Annotated in this window: 1 protein-coding gene and 1 pseudogene; both read right to left on the bottom strand. The window is 60.2% G+C overall.

Features of this window, described 5'->3' with window-relative positions; translation table 11 throughout:
* Window positions 1–268, bottom strand: a 268-nt coding sequence (locus JF66_RS22610) for an ATP-binding cassette domain-containing protein (protein WP_156109955.1), incomplete at its 3' end; no start/stop codon positions are given.
* 120 nt (window positions 269–388) lie between these two features.
* A pseudogene (locus tag JF66_RS23920) lies at window positions 389–595 on the bottom strand (hypothetical protein); the annotation flags it as partial.

The raw sequence follows: 595 nt of genomic DNA, 5'->3' as shown, positions 1-595 counted from the left end.
GAGGGAAGAGCGCGTAGTTCTGGAAGACCATACCGGTGCCGCGCTTGTTGGGTGCCGTAGTCGTCATGTCGTCGTCGTCGAACATGATCCGGCCATCGGACGGCTGAACGAATCCGGCAACCATCCGAAGCGTGGTGGATTTTCCACAGCCAGAGGGCCCGAGAAGTGTGAAGAATTCCCCATCGCCGATGTCGAGACTCAAGTCAGCGACGGAGGGCGCGGCACCCGGGTAACGCTTACTGATGTTATCGAGATGGACTCGTGTCATGACTGCTCCGCCTGGGGTATGTGTCGGGGGAAGGTTCGGGGATTGATGGAGCAGGGGGCAGAGAGTGAAATCATCTCCTGCCCCCGGACGGAAGATGTCAACCTATGTGAGTCAGTTTCCTTAGGTGGTCATTGAGTTCGTTCCTTCCTTCAGGGGTTCGTTGATCCAGGTGGTGGTCGGGAACGTTGGTGGTTGCGGGACCTTCCGAACGAAGCGTTCCGGGTGGGCGGCATAGGCCGTCGTGAGAACGCGGGCGCGAGCGTGCTGGATTGCGGGGGCGCGGCCGTGGTGCAGGTTGAACGGGGTGTGCATTCCGATGCCGGAATG

It is taken from the genome of Cryobacterium sp. MLB-32 (assembly GCF_000738085.1).
GTDB lineage: Bacteria > Actinomycetota > Actinomycetes > Actinomycetales > Microbacteriaceae > Cryobacterium.
Note: the sequence above shows the minus strand (reverse complement) of the source record. Positions and strands in the feature narration are given on the sequence as shown.